Source organism: Kitasatospora acidiphila, from assembly GCF_006636205.1.
Classification (GTDB): domain Bacteria; phylum Actinomycetota; class Actinomycetes; order Streptomycetales; family Streptomycetaceae; genus Kitasatospora; species Kitasatospora acidiphila.
In genome coordinates this window covers 7,676,195-7,696,279 of record NZ_VIGB01000003.1, presented here as the reverse complement: position 1 = coordinate 7,696,279, position 20,085 = coordinate 7,676,195, and the positions used below count along the sequence as shown (strand labels likewise).

Below are 20,085 nucleotides of genomic sequence, written 5' to 3'. Positions count from 1 at the left end.
GGCATGCCGGGCCCCCTTCCGGCAAAACCGGAAGGGGGATTTCGGCAACCGGCTCAGGCCTGGTATCCGCGCTCCGCGAGCCATTTGAGCGCATGCTGCAGCGGCTCGCGGCGCATGGTCCACAGCAGCCGGTCGGCCAGCGGCAGTTCGGCCAGCGTCCGCCCGGTGTCGGCGACCTCGAACATCGGCGTCCAGCCCCCGAGGTCACCGCGGCCTTCGACGATCCTGCCGTCCAGGTCACCGGTCCAACTGCAGCGCTCCCGGCCCCAGATGACGCCGACCGCGCTGGTCGCGCGGGCCCGGGCGTTCCCCGAGGCGGCGACGATCTCCTGGAACCGCGGCACCCCGAGGTCGGTGACGAACCACTTCACCAACGCGCCCGGCAGGCCGTTCCAGGCCTCCAAGTGCAGCCCGGTGTCCTCGACGATGACCGGCTCCTCGAACCCGAGCCGGGCCACCTGATCGAGTTTGTCCTCGACGACGACCCGGACGTCCGTCGCCTGGACCTCCGTCAGCTCGACGGCCAGTCGCTCAACACCAGGAATAATGTGCGCGACTTCTTCGAACTTGATGGAGTTCTGACTTGCGAGTAGTACCCTGCGCATGACGGGGCAGTGTTCTCCGTTCCTTTTCATGGATCTCGATGTCGTACCAGCGGAGCGGCTCGTCCTGGACGCGGTGCGGCAGCACGAACTTGTGCGCCTCCAACTGGTAGAGCGGATAGCCGCATTCTGCCTGCTCGAACCTGCTGCGGATGTTCTCCCTGATGCGGTCGCCCCGGGGATGCAGCCGCGCGTGGAACGAACTGTCCGGCTGCATCAGGACGAACACGGTGTCGGTGACGCCGTGGGTGCTCCTGCTGTGCCGCGAGCCGTAGACCGGCGAGAAGACGGGCGCGAAGTAGTCGACGCCGGCGAAGTTGAGGCGCCATCGCGCTCCGGTGACCTCCGCACGGTGGAACCGGCTCGGTCGGACGGGGTCATGAGCCATCAGAACCTCCACCAGCGTTCTGGTCAGCCGACCGAGGTCGGGCAGATCCGCTCCCACATAACGGACCGGAAACGCCAACACGAACCCGTCCAGCAGCTCCGTCGCAGCGTCCCGGGTGAACCGGACCAGCTCCGCGACGGACTGCTCCACGTTATCGCGTAACGACAGGCGCGGATTGAACTCGGGTGCGCCGCGCAGCTGGGCGCGCACGGCGAACGGGCACTGGGTGCCGGCGATCAGGGGCGCCAGCGCGGCCACCGCACGAGCCCCGGACGTCGTCGGCCGGCCGGCCATCACGACCCCGGGGTGAGCCTGGCCAGGACGTGGCCCCACTGGTGGTAGTGGTCCACCGGGTAGTCGAGGTGGGCCTTGTCCAGGGTGGGCGGCATCGCGCGGTTGTACTTCACGTCCCACCGGGGCCGGCTCTTGAAGTACTCCTGCCACCAGGGCGCTTCCGGACAGGTGGGCCGCCCCTGGTACTTCTCCTCGTACGGCAGCATGTAGTCGATGTAGAGCAGGCCGCCGGGCTTCACGCAGTCCCCGACGGCGTCGACCATCTCGGCGAGGGTGTGGTCGAGGTTGTTGGAGTACTGCAGCGCGCCGCTGGTGAAGACGCAGTCGAAGGTGCGGTCGGGGCGCACCGCCATGAAGTCGCCGTGCACGATCTCGACGGAGTCCTCGAACCCCTCGGCCTTGACCCGGTTCGCGAGTCCGGGAACCGGCACCTCGCCGGACGTGTCCTTCTTCACGCCGCCGAACAGCGTGACCTCGTCGATGTCGATGGCCCACACCTTGAAGCCGCGCCGGGCGGCCGGCAGCACGAACTTGCCGTCTGCGCAGCCGAGTACCGCCATGGTGGGGTGCTCGACGCCGGCGTTTGCCGCCACCTTGCGCAGCAGGCTGTAGTAGCGGGAGGGCGGGGCTCCCCAGAGGCTGGAAGTCTTCATGAATGCTCCTGGATCCTTGTCGCTGTGAGGGTTTGGTGCGAAGGGATGTCAGGTGGTGGCTCAGGACCGGAGGTCAGCGGGTGGCTCGGGTCCGGAGGTCAGGTGGTGGCCCAGATGAGGCCGGACGACTGCTGGTACTCCTCGGCCGGGACGCAGACGATCGATTCCGGCCCGGCCTGCTCCCACAGGTCCAGCGCGCTCTTCAGCGGGACGGTCGCGAGCTGGTGCCCGTCGGCCCCGCCGAGGCCGGTGAGCAGGAAGGCGGGGGTCTGCGGATCGCGCGACTTCAGCAACTCGTCGCGCAGCAGCGTGAAACGGCGGCGGGAGATCTCGGCGGGCGGCTCATCGGTGGGGAACAGCTCGGGGTGGTCCTCGCCGTTGTGCCGCACCATGTAGCCGACGATGCCGAGGCCGCTGGCGGCGACTCCGGCGATCTGCCGGGTGATCTTCTCCTCGGTGTGGCCGTAGAGGCACAGGGACAGCACCGCCAGGCCCGAGTTGAACGGCGAGCCCAGCGCGGCGGACGCGTACTGCCAGGCCGACAGCCCGGGCAGCACCCGCATCGCCCGGATCTCGTCGGCCCGCCCGGTGCGCTCCAGGTTGGAGAGCGCGGGCCCTGCCATGCCGAGCAGTCCCGGGTCGCCGCCCGAGACGATGACCACCTGTGCCCCCGCCGCCGACCGCTCGGCCGCGACCCTGGTCCGGACGGCGAAGACGTCCTCCTGTGGCGTCGCCTGGTCCAGCACGTCGAAGCACTCGGCGCCGGGCCGGACCAGGTGGTCCACCGCCGCGAGGAAGACCGGGTGTCCGATCAGGACATCGGCCGCTCCGATCGCCTCGGCCACGGCCGCGGTGGTGTCCGAGCCGTAGCCGATTCCCACGACTGTGATCGTCACAGGCTTGCCTCTCTCTGTTCGGACGGGAGTTCCTTGGGCGGGCTTTCCTTGGGCGGGCTTTCCTTGGGAGGGCTCTCCTTGGGAGGGCTCTCCTTGGGAGGGCTCTCCGCCGACCGGTCCTCCGCCGACCGGCCCTCCGCTGACCGGCCATGTTTCAACTGGTCCCTGGGCAGCAGCAGTTGCCCGATCGCCATGGCCACCAGCACGGCGGCCCCGAGCAGCCAGTAGCTGTTGCGGACGCCGGGGACCAGGCCCGAGTCGGCGGCCACCAGGACGCCGCCCACCATGGCGCCGGCGAGGCCGCCGAAGGCATCGCCGAGGCCGGAGATGCCGTAGATGGTCGCGGCGTTGTCGGCGCCCTCCCGGCGGACCAGGTCGTCGATCCAGAGGCTGACCCAGACCTCGGCGATACTGAAGACCACCACCGCCGCCGCGAGCCACAGCCACCGGCCGCCCGCGGCGGCCGCCACGGCGAAGCTGACGGCGAAGCAGAGCAGCCCGCCCGACATCGAGGAGCGCGCCGAGAACCGGGCAACGGCCTTGACCAGCGCGGGCTGCGCGACGATCACCATCCCGGCGTTCACCAGGAAGAGGATCCCGACGGTGGCGGGCGCGCCCTGGCCGGCCAGCAGCGGGAACGCGCTCTCCAGTTGGACGATGGCCGCCCCGAGGACGGTGGTGGCCAGCACTGCGACGATCACCGTCCGGCTGGCCAGCACCCGCGCGACCGACGACCAGTAGGAGACGCCCGCCGGCCTGCGGGGCCCTTCCGGCACCACCAGCAGCACCAGGGTGAGGCCGCCGAAGACGACCGCGGCGGCGTCCAGCAGCAGCGCCGGCCCGTGCGCGAAGACCGCCATGCCGGCCAGCGGCCCGATCGCCACCCCGGCGTTGGCGCAGACATTGCGTGCGGCGAGGGCCTTGAGCTGCGACTCGGAGTCGACCAGCCGCAGCAGGCAGGCCTTCGAGATCGGGAAGAACAACCCGGCTCCCCCGCCGACGAGCAGCACCGCCAGCGTGATCTGCAGCGGGCTGGTGCCGGTCAGCAGCAGCACCCCGACCGCTCGCACGGCGTTGCCCGCCACCATCACCCGCACCGGGCCGAAGCGGTCGGCCAGGCCGCCGGCGACCAGGCCGACGGCCCGCGTGCTCCAGTAGCTCAGCCCGAGGACGATCCCGGCCAGGCCGGCCGGCAGGCCCTCGTCGCGGTGCAGGTAGAGGGCCAGGTAGGGCGCGAACAGCAGCACTCCGACACTGCTGATGAACGAAGCGAGGAGCAGCACCAGAACGGGCCTGGTGCACCAGGCGGGCAGCCGGAACCGCCGGGCCGACGCGGTCAGCCGCATCGGTGGCCGTCCCGGTCGGGCCGCTCCACCCGGATCTGCCGGGCGGCGGCGTGCGCGCGCTGCAGTGCGGCTTCGGGCGACGGTCCGAGGGCCGTCAGGAAGCCGTAGCAGCCGCGCTGGTCCTCGACACCGTCGATGACCGACTGCGGGTCCTTCACCGGATGCCACTCCACCTCGCCGGGGAACCGCGCTAGCTGCCCGGTGCCGTCGATGCTCCCCAACGGCCCGGTCCGCGCGGCGTACTTGAGCACCTGGGCGAACCCGCCGGCGGTGGCGCCGACCTGGGCCGCCCGCAGCGCACCGTCCCCGAGGTCGGCCTGCAGCGCTTGGTGGAGCAGCAGTTGGAACGGATCGAATCCGGTCGCCCGCAGGATCCCCTCGCCGATCCGTCCGCCGCCGAGTCGGGCGTTCACCTCCACCAGCTCGAACCCGTGCGCGGTGTCCACGAATTCGATGTGGGAGGGCCCGATGCCGCGGCCGATCCGCGCCAGTACGTCGGCGGCCCAGCGGCGGACGGACTGCTCCCAGACGCTGCCGCGTCCGACCGGGTAGCTCAGGTCGAGCTCGCGGAACTGCGGAAGCTCGGACACGGTACGGCTGTTGACGCCGAACAGCACCGTTCCGGCCCGCGTGGTGTAGGTCTCGGCGCTGTACAGCGGGCCGTGGAAGTACGGCTCCACGGTGATCCGCCCCGGCTCGACTCCCTGCGCGGCCAGGGCCCGGATCGCGGCACCGACCGCCGCGGCCGTGTCCGCGAACAGGACGTGCCGGCTCCCGGTCCCGGCGGCGTCCTTGACCACGAACGCGTCGGCCTGCTCGCCGTGCCGCTCCGGCTCCCAGTCGGACCCCCGAACGGCCCGGCCACGGCTCAGGCCCGCCTCCACCACCCGGTTCCTGACCCAGTTCTTGTCGCGCAGCCGCTCGGTGTCCGTCAGGACGTTGGCGAAACCGCGCTCCTGGGCGAGCAGTTCGGCGGTCCTGGCCCAGGTGTCCGTGTTGGACACCAGCCCCGCCACCGGGCCCGCCTTGTCCAGGGCGGCCCGGACGGCATCGCGGTCGAAGGTGTCGACATCGACCACCCGGATGTAGTCGTCCGAGGCCAACTGCCGCTGGTAGTAAGGTCGGTCGAAGGTGAAGAGGTAGAGTTCGACGCCCATGCGGCGGCCGGCTGCCGAGATCCGGTCGAGTCCGAAGGCCAGGGCCTCCAGCATGACCACCCTGGTCACGACGGGTCGGCTTCGGGCCGGGAGAAGCGGTGGCCGTGGTGTTCCCAGTCCGTCAGGCACCAGGGCAGTCGGAGGCTTTCGGGTCCGTCGATCGCCAGCGGCGCCCGGTCCCGGGTGACGACGGGCGATTCGTTGTAGACGGCCTGGACGTAGCGGTGGCCGGTGTCCGGGATCACGAAGACAACGGGGTGGCGCTCGTCGCCGCCGAGGCGGGTGGCGTGCCAGTCCGCCACCACGTAGGAGGCGCCGCTGGAGAGGCCCGCGAAGACGCAGTGGTCACGCAGGAGTTCGACGCTGCCGGAGCGCGCGTAGCTGAAGTCCAGCCAGTGGATGGTGCGGTAGGCCGAGTAGTCGATGTTGCCGAAGAAGATGCCGCTGCCGAGGCCGGCTATCAGGAACTCCGGGTCCTCCACGTCCTGGCTGCCGAAGGAGACGCTGCCGAACGGCTGGACACCGGCGACCTCTACGTCAACACCGGACTGCCGCAAGGCGGTTGACAGACCACCGGTGGACGCCCCGGAGCCGACGCCGCCCACCAGCGTGATCCGGTCCGCGGCGAGGCCGTCGGTGATCTGCCGGGCCGCGATGGTGTAGCCGTGGTAGTGCACCCGGTCGTGGTACTGGCGCATCCAGTGGGCGCGCTCGTTGTTCTTCACGTACTCCTTGACCCGTTCGACGCGCCCGGCCTGGTCCTGCGACGGGTCGTCGGTCTGACTGGGCTGGTCCACCGTGGCGCCCAGGAGGCGCAGTTGGGCCTTCAGCGTCGGATCGACGATGGGTGAGGCCACGATGTGGCAGGAGAAGCCGTACCGCCGGCAGGCGAGCGCCAGCGCATAGGCGTAGACGCCGCTGGAGCTGTCCACCAGGGTGTCCCCCGGTTCGATGACCCCGTCGGCCATCAGCTGCCGCACCGCTCCGAGTGCGGACGCCACCTTCATGGATTCGAAGCGCAGCCCGTAGAGCCCGGGGCGCAACCGCACCAGGGCCGGCTGCGCATAGGCATCGGAAATGTGGTCAAACAAGAGGATAGCCCCCTCGGGTGAAGTAACATCGCCGTCCACGGGCCAAGAAGTAGCGGCTCACCTCGGTGCGTCGTGCACCATCCGGACCGGAGTCGAAGAGGATTCCCGCCACGGTTCCGGTGTGCGCCCGGATCACACCGATCCCACCGAGTTCCCGATGATCCCGCAGTAGATCGCCGACCAGCGGATTCGGCAGATATGCCTGCGCCAGCCGGGCCGACTCGGTGGCTTCCGCGGCCACCGCCGCCGCGTCCTGCCGGACCAGCGCGTCATCGAGGCGCCGCAGCGACTCCCGATAGTCGCCGATCCGCTCGCGGTACTCGCGCAACAGGTACGGCTCGTCGAAGTCCCGGGTGCGGACCGGGGCTCCCGCATAGGTGTAGCAGACGTTGTAGGAAATGCTGGACTCGTACTCCCGAACGGCCACCTGGGCACCGCTCAGATAAAGGCAGTACTGGTCCCGGTAAATCGGATCGGACCGCTCGATCCGGCCGAGGATCGACCGGGTGACCTCGGGATCCTCGGCATTGTCGAAGATCATGTCAAGGCACCTGAGCACCGCGACCACATCGGCCGTCGAGCTGGACATCCCGTGGCCGATCGGAAGGTCCGAGGTGAACTCCCAGTACCCGGTCGGCTCGGCCACACCGTACCTGCGGGCATAGAGGGTGATGGCCAGCTGCCGCTTCGCGGTGAGCGGCGCAAATGGACCGTCCGCGCCACCGCCGGCGTAGAAGCTGGCATAACTGTGCCTGAGGATCGGAAGGGTGACCAGGCCGATGCGCTCGGAATTCCGGTACGGCACCGGCCCCTGCCACAATTCACCCAGTGAGCCGTGGGCGGCGGCATGGGCGACCAGTTCCATGGTGTCGACCGCGCGACCGGAGTCGATGGCCTGCCTAACGTCCATGGTCGCAATTCGTTCCGGCGCTGAACGAGTCCTTCACGGCTGCTCCGTGTGCGTTTTTATGACCGATGTTGCCGGGCCTTTGGCATGTCCCGACCGTAAGTCGCGCACCTCAAGCGGTCAACCCTGCTCACCAGTCACTCGACACACATCGTGATGTCGCCTCAGGGCATCAACCCACTCAGCTCAGTTCGGCGGCGAGCCGACGCAGCGCCGGGCCGTACTCGGGATCGGCCAGGGCGGCGGCGAACTGCGCGGTCAGGTAGGCCAACGGGTTGCCGGTGTCGTACCAGCACCCCTGGATCACCTGGCCGTAGACGGCGCGCTCGGCGGCGTAGGCGGCGATCGCATCGGTCAGGTAGACCTCGCCGGTGCGGTGCTCGTACCAGCGGGAGGTCTGTCGGCGCAGCTCCTCGATGACGGCCGGGGTGATCACGTAGCCGCCGATCGCCGCGTACTCGGAGGGCGCGGCGGCGGGCTCGGGCTTCTCCACCAGCCCGGTGATCCGCAGCAGCCCGCTCCCCAGGTCCTCCTTGACCACCGGCACGCCGTACCGGTGGGACTCCGAGCGCTCCATCGGCATCAGGGCCAGGACCGGGCAGTTGGTCTCCTCGAAGGCCTTGATCAGCTGCTGGGCGCGCGGCACCTCGGCGACGAAGACGTCATCCGGCCAGAGCACCAGCATGGGTTCGTCCCCGAGGTTGCGCGCGGCGTTCAGCACCGGGGTGCCGTTGCCGTACGGGCCGTACTGGTCGAGGTAGGTGAGGTGGCCGGCCCGGGAGAGCTCGCCGACCTCCTCGACGGCGTCCGCGTAGGCGTCCTTGCCGGCCGCCCGCAACTGGTCCACCAGCGCGGGTTGGGCCGGAAGTGACGCTGGATCAGGTCCTTGTTCTCGGAGACGACGATGGTGATGTCGGTGATCCCGGAGGCGATCAGCTCGCGCACGGTGTGCTCGATCACCGGCTTGTCGCCGACCGGCAGCATCTCCTTGGGGGTGGCCTTGGTGAGCGGCAGCAGTCGGGACCCGAGACCGGCGGCAGGGATCACGGCCCGGCGGATAGTGGTGGTCATGTCCCGACGCTACCAGCGGTGTTGGCCGGTCCGGCCGGCGCCGCGCAGGCCCGTCTGACGGAGGGTCAGGCAGACCAGCCGCGCGAGCAGAGCACCAGGCGGTAGCCGTCCGGGTCGGCGACGGTGACGCCGTAGCGGTCCCAGTAGGGGTTGTGGGCGGGCACCCGGGTGCCGCCGGCGGCGAGCAGGCGCTCGATCAGCTTCTCGTCGACCGGTGTGCCGAGGTAGACCACGAACAGGTCGTCCACCGTGGGCGTGGGGTCGAGCGGATTCTCCGGATCGTGGGTGAGCTCGAAGTGCCAGGCGCCGCCTGCCGGGCCGACCATCAGCAGATCGTGCTCACCCGAGACCCGTTCGGTGGTCCGCCAGAGCACGCCGAGGCCGAGCCCGTCGACGTAGAAGCGCTCGGCCGCGGCCAGATCCCGGGACGGCCTGGCCACCCGGATGGTCATCGTCGAATCAATCATGATCGGACGCTACCGCCCCGCACGATCATGACCAAGGGCCGCAGCTCACAGTCGGGACCCCGTGTGCCGGACACCTCCCCTGCCGATTATGTCGGTAACCGAGGTACTCTGTTCCCGACAGGTAAGACGAGACACGGGGGTCGATTCGTGAACGCGGTGCGCACACTGCTCACCACCGAGCGCGCCCGGCCCGAGCTGGTCCGGGAGTCCCGATGGGCCTGGCGGCTCGCGGTGGGCACGGTCTGCTTCGGCGCCTTCATGGGCCAGCTGGACGCCAGCATCGTCACCCTCACCTACCAGCCGCTGCGCACCGACTTCCACGCCGGCCCGGCCGGCGTGGAGTGGGTCTCGCTCTCCTACCTGCTCACCCTGGCCGCCCTGCTGGTCCCGATCGGCCGGCTCTCCGACGTGCGCGGCCGCAAGCTGATGTACCTCTACGGCTTCGCGGTCTTCACCGCCGCCTCGGCCGCCTGCGGACTGGCCCCCACGCTGGCCGCGCTGGTGCTGTTCCGGGTGGTGCAGGCGATCGGCGCCGCGCTGCTCCAGGCCAACAGCGTCGCCCTGGTGACCACCAGCGCACCGCCGGGCCGGATGCGCGCCGCGCTCGGCATGCAGGCGGCCGGCCAGGCGCTGGGGCTGGCGCTCGGCCCGACCATCGGCGGCGTGCTGGTCGGCGCGCTCGACTGGCGCTGGGTCTTCTGGGTCAACGTCCCGGTCGGTGTGCTGGCCCTGGCGGCCGGCCACTACCTGCTGCCGCGCACCCGGCAGTGCGCCGCCGCCACCAGGATCGACCGGCCGGGCGTGCTGCTGCTGGCCGCCGCCAGCACCGCCGCGCTGCTCGCCCTCTCGGTGGCCTCCGGGCTGGGCCTGCCGGCCTGGTCGGCGGCGCTGCTCGGGGCGGCCGCGCTGCTGACCGGGTGGGCGTTCCTGCGTCGCCAGGCCCGCTGCCCGCACCCGCTGATCGATCTGGCGCTGCTCCGGGAGCGGCGGCTCGGCCCCGGCCTGTTCGGCGGGCTCTGCGGCTATCTGGTGCTGTTCGGCCCGCTGGTGCTGGTGCCGGCCGCACTGGCGCACCGAGGCGGCTCACCGCTGGCCACCGGCCTGGTGCTGACCGCGCTGCCACTGGGGTTCGCGCTGGCCGCGACTGCGGCCGAGCGGATGCTCCCGCCCGGCTGGAGCGACCGGCAGCGCGGCCGGGCCGGCGCGCTGGGCGGCGTGGCGGGGCTGGTCCTGCTGGTGGTGCTGCCCGCCGACGCCGCACTGCTGCCGCTGCCGCTCGCCCTGCTCGGGCTGTCGCTGGGCGTCTACATCCCGGCCAACAACACCCAGGTGATGCGGTCGATACCGAGCTCGGCGGCCGGCACCGGCGGCGGCATGGTCAACATGGCCCGCAGCCTGGGCACCGCGGTGGGTGTCGCGGCGGTCACCCTGGCGCTGCACCTGGTGCCCGGGCCGGCCGCCGGCCCGCGCGCCGCCGCGGCCACCCTGCTCGCCTTCGCGGTCCTCGCCCTCGCCACCACCCGAACCCGGCCCGGGCCCTAAGCCCGCCCCGCGGCCTTCTGGGTGCGGCGGGCCAGCGAGTCGATCACCACGGCGGCCAGCAGCACCGCACCGGTGATCATGAACTGGATGGCATTGCTGAGGCCCTCGATGTTCATGCCGGACTGGATCGAGCCGATCACCAGCGCACCGAGCAGCGCCGACCAGGTGGACCCCCGCCCGCCGAACAGGCTGGTGCCGCCGATCACGGCCGCCGCGATCGCGTTCATCAGCAGGTTGCCGCCGCCGGAGGTCTGGCTCGCCGACTGGATCTGCGCGGCCAGGAAGAGCCCGCCGATCGCCGCCATGGTGGAGCAGATCATGAAGACCGACATCCGGATCCGGGCGACGTTGATGCCCGCCCGCCGGGCGCCCTCGATGTTGCCGCCGAGCGCGAACACCTGCCGCCCGTAGCCGGTGCGGCGCAGCACGAAGTCCAGCACCACGATGAACGCCAGGAACACCACCAGCGCCAGCGGCAGACCCTTGTACTGGTTGAGGGTGTAGGCGGCCAGGTAGGCCACCACCGCCAGCAGCACGGTGCGCAGCGCGATGTCGGTGACCGGCCGGGACGGCACCCCGTTGACCCTCCGCCGCGCCGAGTCGACCAGCGAGGCGGCCAGGAACACCGCCACTCCGGCGGTGGCCAGCCCGTAGGCGGCGATCTGCTGCTCGTAGACGGTGCTGTAGAGCCGCGAGACGATGTCGCGCCCGCTGAGGTTGACGGTTCCGCTGGCCCCGAGGACCTGCAGCATCAGGCCGTTCCAGCCGAGGTTCCCGGCCAGTGTCACCACGAAGGCCGGCACCCCGATCCGGGCGAAGAAGAAGCCCTGCACCAGGCCGACCGCGGCGCCGCTGCAGAGCGCGCAGAGCAGCGCCAGCCACTGGTTGACCCCGTGGGTGACCTCCAGCACCGCGTAGATCGCCGCGCACAGGCCGCTGACCGAGCCGACCGACAGGTCGATCTCGCCGAGCAGCAGCACGAAGACCACGCCGATCGCGATCATCCCGGTGCCGACGATCTGCTGCGAGAGGTTGGACAGGTTCTGCGCCGACAGGAAGCTGCTGTTCAGGCTGCCGAAGACGGCCCAGATGACGATCAGGGCCAGGATCACCGGCAGCGAGCCGAGCTCACCACTGCTCAGCCGGCGCCGGAATTCACCCAGGTAGCCCTTGACGCCCTCCTGGCGGACGATCAGCCGCGGGTCCACCGCTGGGGTGGCCTCCGCTGCGACCGGGACGGGTGCGTTGACCCCGCCGGTGGGCATCGACTCCTCGGGCAGGCCGTGGTGCGGCCCGCCGTCCTCGTGACGGTCTTCCGTGCGCTGGGCGTTCGGGGCGTCGGTCATGCGGAACCCTCCGTGCCACGGGCCTGGCGGCGGGTCACGGCGTTGTCCGTGGCGCCGGTGATGGCCGAGATGATCTCTTCCTGGGTGGTCGACCGCCGGGCGAAGACCCCGTTGTTGCGGCCGAGCCGAAGCACCGCGACGCGGTCCGCGACGGCCATCACATCGGCCATGTTGTGGCTGATCAGCAGCACCGCCAGGCCCTGGTCCCGGAGCCGCTCCACCAGGTCCAGCACCTGGGCGGTCTGTTCCACGCCGAGCGCCGCGGTGGGCTCGTCGAGCAGCACCACCTTGGGCGAGCCGATCAGCGAGCGGGCGATGGCGACCACCTGGCGCTGGCCGCCGGAGAGCGAGGCGATCGGGATCCGCACGCTGGGGATCCGGATCGACAGGGTGTCGAGCAGCGCCCGGGAGCGCTTCTCCATCGCCACCTCGTCCAGCACCCCGAACCGGGTCAGCTCGCGGCCCAGGAACAGGTTGCCGACCACGTCGAGGTTGTCGCAGAGCGCCAGGTCCTGGTAGACGGTGGCGACGCCCAGGTTCTGGGCGTCCTGCGGCCGGTGGACGGTGACCGGCCGGCCCTCCCACTCGATCACGCCGTCGTCCGGCTGGTGCACCCCGGCGATCGCCTTGATCAGCGTCGACTTGCCGGCGCCGTTGTCGCCGACCAGGGCCAGCACCTCGCCGGCGGTCACCTCCAGTTGGATGTCGGTCAGCGCCTGCACGGCACCGAACCGCTTGGACACCCCGCGCAACGCCAGAACCGGACCGGCTGTCATGGCTGGCCCCTGTCAGTGCAGACCGGCCGCGTTGCACGCGGCCGCGTAGTCCGGGGTGCAGATCTGGGCGACGGTGTACAGGCCGTCGGCTACCACGGTGCTCTTGATGTTGTCCCTGGTCAGCACGGTGGGGGCGATCAGCTCGGCCTTGACCGCGGTGTTGCTGCCGTTGACGGCGGTGGTCGGCGCCACCGAGGCGGCGAGCGCCTCGCCCCTGGCGAGGGCGACCGCCATGGTGCCCGCGGTGTTCGCTTCCGGCTTGTACGGCTTGTAGATCGACATGGTCTGGGTGCCCAGCAGGATCCGCTGCACGGCGTCCAGCTGGGCGTCCTGCCCGGTCATCGGCACGCTCAGGTTGGCCGCCTTGAGCGCGGTGGCGATGCCGGCGGCCATGCCGTCGTTGGCCGCGTAGACGCCGACCACATTGGCCCCGCCGATCGCGGTGATAGCGGCGCTGGCCTCCTGGTTGGCGTTGTTCGGGTCCCAGTTCGGGGTGTCGTACTCCTTGCCGATCTTCAGCTTGCCGTCGACCTCGCTGCGCGCGCCGGCCTTGAACTCGCCCGCGTTGGGGTCGGTGGGCGAGCCGTTGATCATGATGATCTGGCCGTTCGCCGCCTTGCCGCCGACCGCCGCCACCAGCGCCTGGCCCTGCAGCCGGCCGACCTTGCGGTTGTCGAAGGAGACGTAGGCGTCCACCGGGCCCTGGGCGAGCCGGTCGTAGGCCACCACCTTGACGCCGCCGTCATGTGCCTTCTGCACCGAGGACTGGATCGCCTTGGCGTCCACCGCGTCCAGGATCAGCACCTTGTCGCCCTTGGTCAGCGCGGTGTCCACCTGGGTCTGCTGGACCGTGGCGTCCTGGTTGGCGTTGTAGTAGTCGATGGTCGCGTTCGGGGCCAGCGCCTTGATCTGGGCCTCGATCAACGGGCGGTCGAACTGCTCGTAGCGGGTGGTCTTGGACTCCGGGAGCAGCAGGCCGATCGTGGTCGCCGCGGCCGAGCCGGTGGCACTGCCGCCGCCGCCCGCCTGCTTGGCGTTGCCGCAGGCAGCCGCCCCGAAAGCGAGGGCGGTTATCCCGGCCGTGGCGGCGGCGTGGCGCAGAACCTCGTTCATGGCAACCTCCCGGTCCGAGTTCACCCCCTGCCGCGAGTCTGCGAACCGTTCGCCGCCCGCCACGAGGCGGACTGGGCCGAACGGGCTGAAGCACACCCGTTGGGAGCAACCGGTGAGGCCGGTTCAGCCGGCCAGTGCTCGGGCCGCCTTGTCCCAGTTGGCGTGCAGCTGGTCCAGGTAGGAGCGGGCGGCCGGGCCGGGGGTGGTGCCACGGGCGATGGCCAGCATGTTTCCCGCGCCCGCGTTGTAGCCGACGGCCAGCAGCTCGTCCCGGGTCAGGCCGGCGGCCGGGTGCGCGGGCAGCTGGGCGGCCAGGTCGTGCAGGAACCAGGCGGCTGTCTCGACGGCCAGGTCCGGGTCGTCGGGCAGTTCCTCCCAGCGCCGGTCGGCGAAGTCCCGCCCGGCCTTGGTGTCGTCGAAGGCGGCGCGGTGCATGTTGGCGATGCCGAACGCCGCGTCCGGCTTGAGCGCCTGCCAGGCGCGTTCGGCGGCCGGATCGTGCGGCTTGTAGGACTCGTTGTAGAGGATCGCCATCAGCAGCTGCGGGTCGATCCCGGCCTGCCCGGCCCGTGCCTTGACCTGCGCCGCGAAGTGCGCCGGGTCGTAGGAGTCCGACGAGGGTCTCGCCGACGGGCTGCCCGGCGGACCGCCCGGTGCCGAGGCCGCTGCCGTCGGCGCGGCGGCTCGGCCGGTACCGCCGTCGTGCTTCACCCCGTGCACCGCCAAACCCAGCACCAGCACGGCCGCCATGCCGACCACCACTCGCCCGAATCCGCGCACCTGCCCGCCCTCCGCTCACGCCCGCCCGATCCTCACCGGCCATCTTGCCCGATGCCCACGCTCGGCCCGCCGGAACGGCCGCAGGTCGGCACGGGTTAGAGTCGAAGATCAACAACTACGGGATCGACACCCTGGAGGGACAGCACCGGTGACCGATGGCGCATGCGACGGCCGGCCCGACACCGCCGACCGCTATGTCTTCGACCGCGAGTGGGAGCGCGAACACGAGCGGCTGGCCGCATTGGAGGCCGTCTACGACGGCGTGACCCTGGACCGGCTGGCCGGGCTCGGCGTGGCGGAGGGCTGGCAGTGCCTGGAGGTGGGCTGCGGGGCCGGCAGCGTGGCCCGCTGGCTGGCCGAGCGGGTCGGCGCCCGCGGCTCGGTGCTGGCCATCGACCTGGACCCGCGGTTCGCCGAGGGCCACGGCCTGCCCAACCTCACGGTGCGCCGGCAGGACCTGCTCACCGACCCGCTGCCCGCCGACGCCTACGACCTGGTGCACGCCCGGGCCCTGCTGGAGCACCTGCCGGCCCGCGAGCAGGCGCTGGACCGACTGGCCGCGGCGACCCGGCCGGGCGGCTGGGTGGTGGTCGAGGACTTCGACATCGAGGGCGCGATGGCGGCCGCGGTGGCCCGGTACTGGCCGGCCGGCCACACCGGGCTGGCCGAGCGCCTGTACTCGGCGCTGCAGGCCGTCTTCGGGGGTGCCGGCGGCGATGCCGGCTGCGGCCGGTGGCTGCCGGACGCGCTGGCCCGGGCCGGGCTGACCGAGATCGGCGCCCTGGTGCACGCACCGCTGCTGCGCGGTGGCACCCCGTTCCTGGTGCTGACCCTGCGCCAGCTGCGCGCCCCGCTGCTGGCCGGTGGGCTGATCACCGCCCAAGAGCTGGACAAGGCACTGGAGTTGATCCAGTGTCAGGAGATCCGCTACACGCCGAACTTCATGGTCACGGCATGGGGTCGTCGGCCGGGCTGACCGGCCCGGCGAACTGGCGCTCGCAGTCCCGGGTGAGGTCGAGCACCAGCTTCACCACCTCGGGCGCGGCGCCGGCGCTGCCGGTGGTGTACGGGCTTTCGACGGTGTAGGCGTCACGGACCAACCGCAGGTGCCGGCCGCGGAACACCACCAGCGAGCGCAGCAGTTCGGCCACCGCGTGACCGGACGCCAGCAGCTGCGGCGCGGTCTCGCGGCCGGCCGCCAGCAGCGCCCGGACCACCTGGCTGACCGCCGACTCGCAGCCCTGCCGCTTGCGGTGGAGCCGGCCCCACTCGGGCAGGCCGTAGTCGAGCAGCCCCTGCTGGAGGGCGGCGTGCTCCGGATCCACCCGGTCGCTGGACCAGAGCAGGTGGTCGATCAGGTAGAGCGGCACATGGGCGGCGGCCGGGCCGTAGAACGTCTGGCCGCCGACCGCCACGTCCTCCATGTACGGCCGCAGCCGGGCGATGAAGAACTCGGCCGGGGGCACCAGTTCGGCCACCCGACCGATCTGCTCGGGCAGCACCATGAAGCTCTCGGTGGCCCGGGCCAGGGTCTCGGCGTACTGCGGATCCGCCGGGTCGAGGCAGTCGAGCGCGGCGAGCTCCAGCGCGGACCGCTCCAGGCCCATCGCGCTGACTCGCACCGACTCGATCAGCACGCCCTCCTCGAACGCGCCGGTGTACATCCGCTGCCGGCCGCCGGACGGGTTCCAGGCGCCGTAGTGGAAGACGGTGTCGCGCGGCACCATGTCGGTCTCGTCGCCGAGGCGCAGCAGCAGCGGTTCGACCGCGGGCACGGCGGCCAGCGGCTCCGTGCCGTGCCGCTTGAACGAGCCGAGCAGCATCCCGAGATCACGCATCGCGGCCAACCGGTCCTTCAGCGTGAACAGTTCGGCCCGGGCGGCGGCCTCGCCGAGCTCGGTGAGGATGGCGGCGAGCCGGCGCAGGTCGCCCCGCTCGTTCACCTCGGGCAGGGCGGCGAGGACCCGATCGGCGCCGAGCGGGTCGGCGGCGGCCACCGCGGCGCAGAATTCTTCAGACAGTTGCACGGTAATCTCGTCCCCTTCTGCCCTCAACTCTCGCACGCGCGTCCGCGCCGGCCGGAGCCGCCCCCAAGATGTTGATCATGGTGATGACCTGGCGAAACGGGCCCGTCACCGCACGCCACCGCCCGGGCGGACCATCCGCAGATTGGGCAGCCGCTCCTTCCACACCTGGCGTTCGCCGGTCGCCGCGAACCCGTGCCGCGCATAGAACCGCACGGCCGCCTGGTTGTGCTCGGTCACCCAGAGGGCAATGGGATCAGGCCCGGCCCAGGCCAGGAACTCGGCCATCAGCGCACTGCCGACCCCGCGCCCCTGCGCCGGGCCGAGCAGGTACATCGGCCCCAGGCTGACCTCCTCGGCCCGCAGCCCGCAGACCATCCCGATCAGCGGGCCGTCCGGCGCACCGCGCACCGCCCGGCAGAAGTGGTCGCCCGGCGCCCGCTCGACGTCGGCGAGGAAGGCCCGCCAGCGCTCGATGCCCTGCTCCGTCGCCTGGTGGCCCTGCGCAGCCCGGATCCAGGCCTCGTCGATCCCGGCGTCGGGATTGGGATAGGTCTCCAGCCAGGCGGTCAGCAGCAGACGACCGAGCTCGGCGGCGTCCGCGACGCCGGGAGTGACGTTGAACGTAGGCATGCGGCCCATTTTTCAGCGCATGTCCTGAACCTCGCGACGGCCGATCGGAAACTATTCGATCAAACCCGGTGAACTGTGCGAGGTCACCGAGGTCAGACTCGATCCAGCTCACACCGGTGCGGCAGGAAGTTGCCCAGCCAGCCGGTGCGGTCGGACGCCTTGCAGGCGACGGCGCGGCCGACCAGCCGGCCGTCGACCTCGTTCAACTCCAGCCCCAGCAAAGGGCTGTTCAGCTGCGCGTCGGCGGTGGGGAGCTGGAGCTCCGCGACGGCGCGCAGCCCGATCTCCGCATGGGCGCCGGCCGGGGCCGTGACGGCTTCGCCGCCGAGCGCGAACGATATCTGATCCTCCGTCAGGATCTCCATCCTGATGGGCAGTTCACCTTCTGCGGTGACGATCTTCCCGGCCCATCGGCTGCCGGCGCGCAGGGCAAGCGGCCGGGCGGGGTCGGCGGCGAACGGGGTGATCTGCTCGGTGCGGTAGCCGGGGACCAGCTCGGTCATGACGTGCTCGACGATGGCGTCCCGAGCCGCCTTGTTGGTGCTGTTGGTCAGCACGGCGACCGAGAGCTCCTGCTCCGGTGCGGCGATCAGCATGGCGGCGACGCCGCCCATGCCGCCGCCGTGGCTGCGGATCTGCGGGCCGTAGCCGGTGGAGACGATCCAGCCGAGGCCGTAGCCGGCGTGCTCGGTGATCGGCGGCGCCGCAACGGCCGCGGTGGCGGTCTCCGGGCGCAGCAGGCTCGGTGCCAGGTGGCCGAAGCGGGCCAGGTCGGCGGCGGTGGTCCAGACCGAGGAGGCGGCCGGAGTGCCGCTGCTGGCGACGGGCGGGTAAGCCCGGCCGTCCGGGGTGTAGCGACGGGCGATCGGGGCGCTGCCGGGGTAGCGGTCGGCGAGGTGGGTGTCGGCCATGCCGAGCGGCTCGAAGACCCGCTCCCGCAGGCAGTCCCCCAGGCTGCGGCCGCCGACCCGCTCCAGCAGCCGGCCGAGCCGGTGGTAGCCGAGGTTGGCGTACTCGAAGCCGCTGCCCGGCTCGCGGAACCGCACCTGGTAGCGGTCGCTGTCGATCGGCCGCGGGGTGTCCGCGTAGTGGAAGTCGTAGTACGCGCCCACGCCGCCGCGGTGCCGCAGCAACTGCCGGACCGTCGGCGCCGGTTCGCCGTCCGGGCCCGGCACCGGGTCGTCCAGCTCGAACAGCCCGTCATCTGCCGCCGCGCAGACGGCAGTTGCGGTGACGGCCTTGCTGATCGAGGCCACGGCATAGGCAGTTGTTGTGGTCGCCGCGCGTCGGCCCTCGATGTCGGCCCAGCCGTAGGCGCGGTCCAGCACCACCTCACCGCGCCGGGCCACCGCGATCGAGACCGACGGGCAGTCGTGCTCCCCCAGCGCCTTGGTGCAGTACTCAGCCAGGCCGTCGAGCATCCCCGACCCCTCCCCAGGTCAAGACGAACGTATGGTCGGGAGCCTATCTCCCCCCGTCCGCGTGGTTCGGGGTGGGATCGCCGGGTAGGCGGCACAGTGAGGTGACCGATCATGACCATCCCCTTCCCGGCGGATCCGGACGCCGCTCCCCCGCACCCGCCGATACCTCCCGAGCCGCTGCCGCCGGTGCCCGGCCCGGTGCCCCCGCCGTCACCGGTGCCGCCGCCGGACCCGAGCGACCCCGACCCCGGCAGCCCGCCGAGCCCGCCGCCGCAGCTGCGCTAGCCCATCCGGGGGCGGCTCGCCCAGCGGCCCGTGCCGTAGCGGCGGGAACGCCGGGCGAGCCGCCTACCGTCGTGGGTGCCCGAACCCGCGAACCCCCCGGAGCTGCGCATGACCACGATTCCCCCCGCCGAGCTGAGCGGGCGCTACGTCTTCGACCCGGCCCACACCAGGATCGGCTTCGTGGCCCGCCACGCCATGGTCACCAAGGTGCACGGCTACTTCGGCGAGTTCGAGGGCAGCGCCACCATCGACGGCGCCGACCCGGCCAGGTCCAGCGCCGAGCTCACCATCAAGACCGCCAGCATCGACACCGGCGTCGCGAAGCGGGACGAGCACCTGCGCACCAATGACTTCCTGGACGCCCCGACCTATCCGGACATCGTCTTCACCTCGACCGGCATCGAGTCCAAGGGCGGGGAGAGGTTCAGCCTCACCGGCGATCTGAAGATCAAGGAGACCACCAAGCCGGTCACCCTGGAGGTCGAGTACGACGGCTCCGCCCGTGACCCGTACGGCAACCTGCGGCTCGGCTTCACCGGGTCGACCACGATCAACCGCAAGGAGTGGGGCATCAATTGGAACGCTGCGCTGGAGGGCGGCGGTGTCCTGGTCGGTGAGAAGGTGACGCTGGAGTTCGACGTCTCCGCGATCCGCCAGGACTGACCCGGGCGGGAGCGCGCAACAGGCGCCGGGTTACCATCGGCCGGTGTCCGAATCCCGTCGCCCGTTGCGCGCACTCCAGGCCGTCCCGGCGCCGGTGCGCTGGCTGGCGCCGCCGGTGGTCCTGCTCGGCTGCGTCGCCGCCGTGATGATGACCGGCCCGTACCAGCCGCCGACCACCGCGCCGCAGCTCCCCGCAGACGCCGTCGGCCCCTGCCAGGCGCTGATGAAGCAGCTGCCCGCCACCTTCGAGGGCCATCCGCGCACCGACCCGTCACCGTATGTGGCGGTCTGGGCGACCTCGCCGCGCACCGTGCTGCGCTGCGGGGTGCCGCGCCCGGCCTCGCTCGAGGGCGCGAACAGGTACAAGACCGGGCCGGGCGTGGACGGCGTCCCGTGGTACCAGGAGGGCGACGGGCACGGCGGCTACAAGTTCACCATTACCCTGCACCAGCTGTACGTCGAGGTCGCCGTGCCCCAGGGCGCCACGCGCTACCCGGCCGACCCGCTGGCTCCCGTCTCGCCGGTGGTGCTGGCAACCATCCCCGACCAGAACGGGAACCTCAACGACCCGATCGACTGAGCACCGGCCACTACAGCAGCGGCCGGCTGAGCGGCAGCACCACCTGGCAC

At 71.5% G+C, this 20,085-nt stretch carries 21 protein-coding genes and 1 pseudogene; 5 read left to right on the top strand and 17 right to left on the bottom strand.

The window, feature by feature from the left end:
• Nucleotides 1-53: 53 nt before the first annotated feature.
• The 10 genes and pseudogenes from E6W39_RS36325 to E6W39_RS36280 all read right to left on the bottom strand — a co-directional run bounded on the left by E6W39_RS36325 (nucleotide 54) and on the right by E6W39_RS36280 (nucleotide 8,872).
• Entirely contained in the window at nucleotides 54-605 is a 552-nt protein-coding gene (locus E6W39_RS36325) for a non-canonical purine NTP pyrophosphatase (RefSeq protein ID WP_141637079.1), read from the bottom strand.
• Nucleotides 532-1,248 carry a YqcI/YcgG family protein gene (locus E6W39_RS36320; RefSeq protein ID WP_181799607.1) on the bottom strand — a complete coding sequence of 239 codons (717 nt, stop codon included), beginning with the start codon at nucleotides 1,246-1,248 and terminating at the stop codon, nucleotides 532-534. Before E6W39_RS36320 ends, E6W39_RS36325 begins: the two co-directional genes overlap by 74 nt.
• Before the next feature lie 35 nt (nucleotides 1,249-1,283).
• Entirely contained in the window at nucleotides 1,284-1,937 is a 654-nt protein-coding gene (locus E6W39_RS36315; protein ID WP_141637077.1) for a class I SAM-dependent methyltransferase, read from the bottom strand.
• A 98-nt stretch (nucleotides 1,938-2,035) separates the two neighbouring features.
• Nucleotides 2,036-2,833, bottom strand: coding sequence for an SAM-dependent methyltransferase (locus E6W39_RS36310; protein WP_141637076.1), 798 nt, complete (start codon nucleotides 2,831-2,833; stop codon nucleotides 2,036-2,038).
• Nucleotides 2,830-4,179, bottom strand: coding sequence for an MFS transporter (locus E6W39_RS40020; RefSeq protein ID WP_181799606.1), 1,350 nt, complete (start codon nucleotides 4,177-4,179; stop codon nucleotides 2,830-2,832). Before E6W39_RS40020 ends, E6W39_RS36310 begins: the two co-directional genes overlap by 4 nt.
• Nucleotides 4,170-5,405: an ATP-grasp domain-containing protein gene (locus tag E6W39_RS36300; protein ID WP_141637075.1), complete on the bottom strand. Its 1,236-nt coding sequence runs from the start codon at nucleotides 5,403-5,405 to the stop codon at nucleotides 4,170-4,172. The genes E6W39_RS40020 and E6W39_RS36300 overlap by 10 nt, the downstream gene beginning before the upstream one ends.
• On the bottom strand, nucleotides 5,402-6,427 hold the full coding sequence (locus tag E6W39_RS36295; RefSeq protein WP_141637074.1) for a pyridoxal-phosphate dependent enzyme: 1,026 nt from the start codon (nucleotides 6,425-6,427) through the stop codon (nucleotides 5,402-5,404). Before E6W39_RS36295 ends, E6W39_RS36300 begins: the two co-directional genes overlap by 4 nt.
• Nucleotides 6,420-7,337: a GHMP family kinase ATP-binding protein gene (locus E6W39_RS36290; protein ID WP_141637073.1), complete on the bottom strand. Its 918-nt coding sequence runs from the start codon at nucleotides 7,335-7,337 to the stop codon at nucleotides 6,420-6,422. The genes E6W39_RS36295 and E6W39_RS36290 overlap by 8 nt, the downstream gene beginning before the upstream one ends.
• Nucleotides 7,338-7,515: 178 nt before the next feature.
• Nucleotides 7,516-8,405: pseudogene (locus tag E6W39_RS36285) on the bottom strand (UTP--glucose-1-phosphate uridylyltransferase).
• Between the two features lie 65 nt (nucleotides 8,406-8,470).
• Nucleotides 8,471-8,872, bottom strand: a complete 402-nt coding sequence (locus E6W39_RS36280; RefSeq protein WP_101378960.1) for a VOC family protein — start codon at nucleotides 8,870-8,872, stop codon at nucleotides 8,471-8,473.
• A 147-nt stretch (nucleotides 8,873-9,019) separates the two neighbouring features.
• On the opposite strand from E6W39_RS36280, the gene E6W39_RS36275 reads away from it, so the two are divergent.
• Entirely contained in the window at nucleotides 9,020-10,414 is a 1,395-nt protein-coding gene (locus E6W39_RS36275) for an MFS transporter (protein WP_267286720.1), read from the top strand.
• Here E6W39_RS36275 and E6W39_RS36270 read toward each other — a convergent pair.
• The 4 genes from E6W39_RS36270 to E6W39_RS36255 all read right to left on the bottom strand — a co-directional run bounded on the left by E6W39_RS36270 (nucleotide 10,411) and on the right by E6W39_RS36255 (nucleotide 14,399).
• Entirely contained in the window at nucleotides 10,411-11,679 is a 1,269-nt protein-coding gene (locus tag E6W39_RS36270) for a sugar ABC transporter permease (protein ID WP_141638166.1), read from the bottom strand. The two genes, E6W39_RS36275 and E6W39_RS36270, sit on opposite strands and share 4 nt — an antisense overlap.
• A gap of 77 nt (nucleotides 11,680-11,756) precedes the next feature.
• Nucleotides 11,757-12,536: an ATP-binding cassette domain-containing protein gene (locus E6W39_RS36265; protein WP_141637072.1), complete on the bottom strand. Its 780-nt coding sequence runs from the start codon at nucleotides 12,534-12,536 to the stop codon at nucleotides 11,757-11,759.
• A 12-nt stretch (nucleotides 12,537-12,548) separates the two neighbouring features.
• Nucleotides 12,549-13,649 carry a sugar ABC transporter substrate-binding protein gene (locus E6W39_RS36260; RefSeq protein WP_141637071.1) on the bottom strand — a complete coding sequence of 367 codons (1,101 nt, stop codon included), beginning with the start codon at nucleotides 13,647-13,649 and terminating at the stop codon, nucleotides 12,549-12,551.
• 123 nt (nucleotides 13,650-13,772) lie between these two features.
• The gene (locus E6W39_RS36255; protein WP_141637070.1) at nucleotides 13,773-14,399 is read right to left on the bottom strand and encodes a transglycosylase SLT domain-containing protein; all 627 of its coding nucleotides are present in this window, start codon (nucleotides 14,397-14,399) and stop codon (nucleotides 13,773-13,775) included.
• Nucleotides 14,400-14,577: 178 nt separating this feature from the next.
• On the opposite strand from E6W39_RS36255, the gene E6W39_RS36250 reads away from it, so the two are divergent.
• Complete coding sequence (locus E6W39_RS36250) at nucleotides 14,578-15,405, top strand: class I SAM-dependent methyltransferase (RefSeq protein ID WP_181799604.1); 828 nt, start codon at nucleotides 14,578-14,580, stop codon at nucleotides 15,403-15,405.
• On the opposite strand, the gene E6W39_RS36245 is transcribed toward E6W39_RS36250, so the two are convergent.
• From E6W39_RS36245 to E6W39_RS36235, 3 genes are all read right to left on the bottom strand, one after another.
• Entirely contained in the window at nucleotides 15,377-16,456 is a 1,080-nt protein-coding gene (locus E6W39_RS36245; RefSeq protein WP_141637068.1) for a monodechloroaminopyrrolnitrin synthase PrnB family protein, read from the bottom strand. The two genes, E6W39_RS36250 and E6W39_RS36245, sit on opposite strands and share 29 nt — an antisense overlap.
• A 105-nt stretch (nucleotides 16,457-16,561) precedes the next feature.
• On the bottom strand, nucleotides 16,562-17,086 hold the full coding sequence (locus tag E6W39_RS36240) for a GNAT family N-acetyltransferase (protein ID WP_181799603.1): 525 nt from the start codon (nucleotides 17,084-17,086) through the stop codon (nucleotides 16,562-16,564).
• A 92-nt stretch (nucleotides 17,087-17,178) separates the two neighbouring features.
• A complete protein-coding gene (locus tag E6W39_RS36235; RefSeq protein ID WP_141637066.1) occupies nucleotides 17,179-18,507 on the bottom strand; it encodes a serine hydrolase domain-containing protein in 1,329 nt (442 codons plus the stop codon).
• A gap of 111 nt (nucleotides 18,508-18,618) precedes the next feature.
• On the opposite strand from E6W39_RS36235, the gene E6W39_RS40015 reads away from it, so the two are divergent.
• The 3 genes from E6W39_RS40015 to E6W39_RS36225 all read left to right on the top strand — a co-directional run bounded on the left by E6W39_RS40015 (nucleotide 18,619) and on the right by E6W39_RS36225 (nucleotide 20,035).
• On the top strand, nucleotides 18,619-18,792 hold the full coding sequence (locus E6W39_RS40015) for a hypothetical protein (RefSeq protein ID WP_181799602.1): 174 nt from the start codon (nucleotides 18,619-18,621) through the stop codon (nucleotides 18,790-18,792).
• A 108-nt stretch (nucleotides 18,793-18,900) separates the two neighbouring features.
• Nucleotides 18,901-19,455: a YceI family protein gene (locus E6W39_RS36230; protein ID WP_141637065.1), complete on the top strand. Its 555-nt coding sequence runs from the start codon at nucleotides 18,901-18,903 to the stop codon at nucleotides 19,453-19,455.
• Between the two features lie 43 nt (nucleotides 19,456-19,498).
• A complete protein-coding gene (locus E6W39_RS36225; RefSeq protein WP_141637064.1) occupies nucleotides 19,499-20,035 on the top strand; it encodes a DUF3515 family protein in 537 nt (178 codons plus the stop codon).
• Nucleotides 20,036-20,085 lie beyond the last annotated feature (50 nt).